This is a genomic window from Alcaligenes sp. 13f, from assembly GCF_020496585.1.
Taxonomy (GTDB): Bacteria; Pseudomonadota; Gammaproteobacteria; order Burkholderiales; family Burkholderiaceae_B; genus Alcaligenes; species Alcaligenes phenolicus.
This window is the reverse complement of sequence record NZ_JAHKKC010000005.1, coordinates 235,603-241,861: the sequence shown is the minus strand read 5'-3', so window position 1 is coordinate 241,861 and position 6,259 is coordinate 235,603. Positions and strand designations below refer to the sequence as shown.

Genomic DNA, 6,259 nt, shown 5'->3' with positions numbered 1-6,259 from the left:
CCCGCAAGCCCCAAAGCCGCCCCCAGTAAAGCGGCTGCTACGCCACGCTCCAAAAAGCCTGCGCCCGTCAAAACGGCGCCCGCGGCCCCCGCAGCAGCGCCTGCGCCCGCCAGTGTGGCCAAAGCAGCTCCCAGCAAAAGAGCTGCCGCCAGCCCTGCCCAGGCTCCCAAGCCTGTCGCCGGCGCAGCCAGCAAACGCACCCGTCTGGCCCCCACCCAGCGCAAATTGTTTGTGCTGGATACCAACGTCTTGCTGCACGACTCCAATTCGCTGTTCAAGTTTGAAGAGCACGACATCTTCCTGCCCATGATGGTGCTGGAAGAACTGGATCACCAGAAAAAGGGCCTGTCCGAAGTGGCCCGCAATGCGCGTCAGGTCAGCCGCTCCTTGGAAGGTCTGGTGGGCGATCATGGTCTGGACAAGCCCATCAATCTGGATGGCATCGGCAATACCGAAGCGCGTGGCGCCGTCACCTTCCAGACCAGCGCTCTGGATACCACCCTGCCTATCCAGCTGCCGCTGGGCAAGGCGGACAACGCCATTTTGGCCGTGGTCAATGCCCTGACCCAGAGCATGCCCAAACGCGAAGTGGTGCTGGTGTCCAAAGACATCAATATGCGTCTGAAGGCCAAGGCACTGGGCCTGCTGGCCGAAGACTACCGCCACGATCACGTTCTGGATGACTCCGACCTGCTGTATGACGGTGTCATGCCCTTGCCGGACAATTTTTGGACCAAGCACGGCAAGAACATGGAGTCCTGGCAACAGGGTGGCACCACCTTCTACCGTATCAGCGGGCCGCTGTGCAGCCAGTTCATGGTCAACCAGTTCGTATTTACCGAAGGCGACGATCCCTTGTATGCCCAGGTACGCGAAACCGCTGGCAATACCGCCGTACTGGCCACCTTGCGCGACTACAGTCACGGCAAGAACAACGTCTGGGGCATTACGGCTCGCAACCGCGAACAGAACTTTGCCCTGAACCTGTTGATGAACCCGGATTTTGATTTCGTCTCCCTGCTGGGCCATGCCGGTACGGGTAAAACGCTGCTGGCCCTGGCCAGTGCGTTGACCCAAACCCTGGAGACCAAGCGCTACAACGAGATCATCATCACCCGTGCCACCGTGCCTGTAGGGGATGACATCGGCTTCCTGCCCGGTACCGAGGAAGAAAAAATGCAGCCCTGGATGGGTGCGCTTGAGGACAACCTGGAAGTGCTGCATCTGGGCACCGGCAAGTCCTCCAGCAACCTGAACAACCCACAAGGCGCCGAGGCTCCACGCAACTCCACCATGGAACTGGTGCGCTCCAAGATCAAGGTCAAATCCCTGAGCTTCATGCGCGGTCGTACCTTCATGAACAAGTTCCTGATCATCGACGAGGCGCAGAACCTGACGCCCAAGCAGATGAAAACACTGGTGACGCGCGCAGGTCCAGGAACTAAAATTGTCTGCTTGGGCAATATTGCCCAGATCGACACGCCCTACCTGACCGAGGGCAGTTCGGGGCTGACCTACGTAGTAGATCGATTCAAAGGCTGGCCGCATGCAGGCCACATTACCTTGCAACGTGGTGAGCGCTCCCGTCTGGCCGATTACGCCAGCGACGCACTCTAAACCGAATCGCTACTCACTCAAACCGGGTCCTGGACCCGGTTTTTTTTTACCGCCAGGCTGCATCAAGGCCAACAAGCACAGCAAAGACGCAGCGTGGGGGATTTTTAATGACTGTTATGAAACGTACCGCACAGCCCATCGGGCTTACCATGGGCGATGCCGCTGGCATAGGCCCGGAAATTATTGCCCGCCTGATTGTTGAAGGCCTGCCCCACCCCGCCGTAGCCTATGGCGATGCGGGTGCGCTGCGCCGTGCCCTGACACTGATTGGCGCCGACCAGGACTGGCACGTCGAGGAGGTGGAGCAGCCTGTTTGCACACCCAAGGGGGTCATTGCCGTCCTGAATCGCTGGCAAGCCCTGCCCGACGATCTGCCCTATGGCGAAGTTAACGCTCAGGCCGGACGCGGCGCCTACGAATACCTGTGCCACGCTATTGATGATGCCCAAGCCGGTCTGATCCGTGCCATCGTCACCGCCCCACTGAACAAGCTGGCCATGCAAAAAGGCGGTATCGATGCCCCTGGCCACACCGAGATTCTGGCCGAGCGCAGCCACACCGAGCACTACGCCATGATGCTGGCTAACGAACACTTGCGCTCCATTCTGGTCACCATTCATGAGCCGCTGGCCCGTGTCCCTTCCCTGATTACTACAGAACGCGTCTTGCAAACCATCCGGCTGGCACAGTTGGCCTGCACCCAGGCCGGGATCGCCAAGCCCCGTGTGGCTGTGGCAGGCTTGAACCCCCATGCCGGTGAGGGTGGCAAATTCGGCTCTGAGGATATTGAGCAGATCACACCGGCTATTGAACAAGCCTGCGCCGAAGGCATCCAGGCCAGCGGCCCCTGGCCCGGCGACACGATCTTCATGCGGGCTCGTCAGGGAGAGTTCGATATTGTGGTGGCCCAGTACCATGACCAGGGGCTGATTCCCATCAAGCTGCTGGGTCTGGACGAAGGCGTGAACGTGACGGTAGGTCTGCCCTTTATTCGCACCAGTGTCGACCACGGCACCGCGTACGACATTGCCGGACAGGGTAAGGCCGACGCCTCCTCCCTGGGCTATGCCTACCGTATGGCTCTTTCCATGAGCGCGCATCAAGCATGATCAGGCGCTTACCGATTGACCCGTTTTTGCTGAAGCTGTTTGCCACTGTTGCTCTTGCCAGCCTGCTGCCCGCCCAAGGTTGGGGCGTGCCTCTGTTCCAACACATCACGCAGATCGCGATTGCCCTGCTGTTCTTTCTGCATGGTGCCCGCCTGTCTCGTGAGGCTATCTGGGGCGGCTTGTCCCACTGGCGTTTGCACCTGTTGATTCTGTCCGTCACCTTTGTGCTCTTCCCTATTCTGGGCAGTGGCGTGGCGGCTGTGCTGCGTCCCTGGCTAACCGACAATCTGTACCTGGGAATTCTGTTTCTGGCTTGCCTGCCCAGCACCGTGCAATCTGCGGTGGCGCTGACCGCAATGGCTAGAGGGAATGTGCCGGTGTCGATTTGCAGCGCCTCGGCCTCCACCTTGCTGGGGGTGTTCATCACTCCCCTTCTGGTCGGCATCATGCTGGCAGGTGCCACCAGCGCCCAGGCCACCGTGTCGCTGGAGGCGGTGGGAAAGATCATGCTGCAGCTATTTTTCCCCTTTGTCTTCGGGCATATGCTGCGTCCCCTGATCGGCGCCTGGGTCATGAAGCGCCAGCAACTGCTGAAAGTCGTGGATCAAGGCTCGATTCTGCTAGTGGTGTATACGGCTTTTTCAGGCGCGGTGGTGGGCGGTCTGTGGTCCTCCACCCCATTGAGTGCCTTGGGACTGATTGTGCTGTCCAACGCCGTTCTGCTGACCTTGGCGCAAGTGCTGGCCTGGAACCTGGGGCGCTGGCTGGGCTTTTCCTTTGAGGACCGTGTCAGCCTGCTGATGTGTGGTTCCAATAAAAGCCTGAGCAGCGGCATCCCGATTGCCAACGTGATTTTCCCCAGTGCCATGGTCGGGCCTATCATCTTGCCGATCATGTTGTTTCACCAGTGGCAGCTACTGGTATGTGCATGGCTGGCGAAAAGACTGGCGGCTCGAAGTGAAAACTAAGAGGACGGCGAACCACCTTGCCTGACTACCCATACACGCTGAACGATGAATAAAAAAGAGGCATACCAAGGTATGCCTCTTTTTTGTCCTGACATCTGGCAAACGGCCTCACAAGCCCGCGCACTGAAGCAGCCACTGTGCTTTTTAATTGGGCATGTAATCCAGAAAGCGCGTGCTGGCTCCGGCGAAGGTCAAGCGAACCGAACCAATAGGACCGTTACGCTGTTTACCAATAATAATTTCAGCCGTGCCTTTATCGGGCGAGTCCGGGTTGTAGACCTCGTCACGGTAAATAAACAAGATCAAGTCAGCATCCTGCTCAATAGCGCCGGATTCGCGCAAGTCACTCATCACTGGGCGCTTGTTGGGCCGTTGCTCCAGGCTTCGGTTCAACTGCGACAAAGCAATCAAGGGACAGTTCAATTCTTTGGCCAGACCTTTCAAGGAACGACTGATTTCAGAAATTTCCGTTGCCCGGTTCTCGCCACCGCTTGAGGACATCAGCTGCAAATAGTCGATGATGATCAAGCCCAGTTGGCCACACTGTCGCGCCAGACGTCGAGCCCGTGCACGCACTTCCATGGACGACAGGCCGGGCGTTTCATCAATGTAAATCTGGGCCTCCTGCACCTGCTGCACGGCATGTGTCAGACGGGGCCAATCGTCGGCTGTCAGCTTGCCGGTACGCATACGGTGCTGGTCCAGCAAACCGACCGAACCGACCATACGCATGGCCAACTGCACCGCGCCCATTTCCATGGAGAATACGGCAACGGGCAAACCTTGGGCAATCGCAACGTGCTCGCCAATATTCATGGAGAACGAAGTTTTACCCATGGAAGGACGACCCGCCACAATCACCAGGTCGCCTGGCTGCAAGCCTGACGTCATCTTGTCCAGGTCAATAAAGCCAGTTGGGACCCCGGTTACTTCCGAATCGCCTTCGCGGTGATACAGCTCGTCAATACGTTCCACCACCTGGCTTAGCAGGGGCTGGATTTCCAGAAAGCCCTGCGAACCACGCGCCCCTTCCTGGGCAATCTGAAACACACGGGTTTCCGCCTCGTCCAGAATCTGCCGGGCCTCCTTGCCCTGCGGATTGAAGGCGGCCGAGGAAATATCATCAGCAACGGTGACCAGCTTGCGCAGCGTGGAACGTTCGCGAACGATCTCGGCGTAGCGACGAATATTGGCCGCCGATGGCGTGTTGTGAGCCAGCGCATTCAAATAGGCCAGCCCACCCACCTCCTCCTGCTTGCCTGCAACCGACAAGGACTCAAAGACCGTGACGACGTCGGCAGGACGGGCCAGACCAATCAAGCGGGTAATGTGTTGCCAGATCAGCTTGTGATCAAAACGATAAAAATCCTCGTCGGTGACAATATCGGCCACCCGGTCAAACGCGGCATTATCGAGCAACAAGCCACCGAGCACCGACTGCTCCGCCTCAATGGAATGAGGCGGGACCCTGAGGTAATCCAGCGTTGAATCGGATTTGGCTGACTTGCTTTCCATGCATATACCTTCAAATCAAGGAAAAAAATCGACGCCGCAGCCAACAGAATGTGTTGTGCGGGCTTGAACAGTATGTGTATCTGGGGTCAGAACAGTCAGGCTCAACAGCGTGCTGGGCTGACAGGACCGAATGCGGCAATACAGTCACGCCGCAGGCGTGCTGGCTCTCTTCAAACAGAATGAAGAGAAAACAAAAAAGCCGGCTTGCACCGGCTTTTTTGAGCTTGGCAGATACACTCCATGAAAGAATGTACCATGCGTCAACGCGCTAGTCTTAGGCTACGTCGCCTTGAACCACAACGTTGATTTCAGCGATCACGTCAGGGTGCAGAACAACCTGAACGGGGTACTCGCCAATGGCTTTCAGGTGACCGTCTGGCAGACGAACCTGAGTCTTGACCAGGTCGGCAAAGCCGGCATTTTGCAATGCATTGGCGATGTCCATGGTGGTCACGGAACCAAACAAACGACCGTCCACGCCGGCTTTTTGAACCAGGGTGAAAGCTTGGCCGTTCAGCTTTTCGTTCTGAGCCTGAGCAGCGGCCAGCTTTTCAGCTTGCAGCTTTTCCAGTTCGGCACGGCGTGCTTCGAACTCTTGCAGAGCGGCAGCCGTAGCACGGCGAGCAACTTTGCGTGGCAGCAGGAAATTACGGGCGTAACCATCACGTACGCGCACAACGTCACCCAGATTACCCAGGTTGGCGACTTTTTCGAGCAAAATAACTTGCATGACTAAGGTTCCTCTGGATTATTTGTGGTTGTCGGTGTACGGCAACAGAGCCAGGAAACGAGCGCGCTTGACAGCGGTGTCCAGCTGACGCTGGTAGTGAGCTTTGGTGCCCGTCAAACGTGCAGGGATGATCTTGCCATTTTCCTGGATGAAATCACGCAGGGTGTCCAGATCTTTGTAATCAATTTCTTCAACGCCAGCGACGGTGAAGCGGCAGAATTTGCGGCGCTTGAACAGTGGGTTCTGTTGTGCAAATTTGCGTTTTTTGTCTTTGCCTCTACGGAAAGCCATTTTGTGCCTCGTTAGTAACCGGGCTATAC

General features: G+C 57.4%; 6 protein-coding genes. 3 read left to right on the top strand and 3 right to left on the bottom strand.

Annotated features, from left to right (window positions below; all coding sequences use genetic code 11):
• The 3 genes from KOE80_RS06280 to KOE80_RS06270 all read left to right on the top strand — a co-directional run.
• Positions 1–1,617: PhoH family protein (locus KOE80_RS06280; protein ID WP_264180197.1), on the top strand; the 1,617-nt coding region annotated here is incomplete at its 5' end.
• A gap of 116 nt (positions 1,618–1,733) precedes the next feature.
• On the top strand, positions 1,734–2,726 hold the full coding sequence (gene pdxA / locus KOE80_RS06275) for a 4-hydroxythreonine-4-phosphate dehydrogenase PdxA (RefSeq protein ID WP_083053978.1): 993 nt from the start codon (positions 1,734–1,736) through the stop codon (positions 2,724–2,726).
• A complete protein-coding gene (locus KOE80_RS06270) occupies positions 2,723–3,694 on the top strand; it encodes a bile acid:sodium symporter family protein (protein ID WP_226348639.1) in 972 nt (323 codons plus the stop codon). Before pdxA ends, KOE80_RS06270 begins: the two co-directional genes overlap by 4 nt.
• A gap of 144 nt (positions 3,695–3,838) precedes the next feature.
• On the opposite strand, the gene KOE80_RS06265 is transcribed toward KOE80_RS06270, so the two are convergent.
• The 3 genes from KOE80_RS06265 to rpsR all read right to left on the bottom strand — a co-directional run bounded on the left by KOE80_RS06265 (position 3,839) and on the right by rpsR (position 6,230).
• Complete coding sequence (locus tag KOE80_RS06265) at positions 3,839–5,209, bottom strand: replicative DNA helicase (protein ID WP_009457570.1); 1,371 nt, start codon at positions 5,207–5,209, stop codon at positions 3,839–3,841.
• A gap of 274 nt (positions 5,210–5,483) precedes the next feature.
• The gene (gene rplI, locus KOE80_RS06260; RefSeq protein WP_009457571.1) at positions 5,484–5,939 is read right to left on the bottom strand and encodes a 50S ribosomal protein L9; all 456 of its coding nucleotides are present in this window, start codon (positions 5,937–5,939) and stop codon (positions 5,484–5,486) included.
• A gap of 18 nt (positions 5,940–5,957) precedes the next feature.
• The gene (gene rpsR / locus KOE80_RS06255) at positions 5,958–6,230 is read right to left on the bottom strand and encodes a 30S ribosomal protein S18 (protein ID WP_003802444.1); all 273 of its coding nucleotides are present in this window, start codon (positions 6,228–6,230) and stop codon (positions 5,958–5,960) included.
• Between the last annotated feature and the right edge of the window lie 29 nt (positions 6,231–6,259).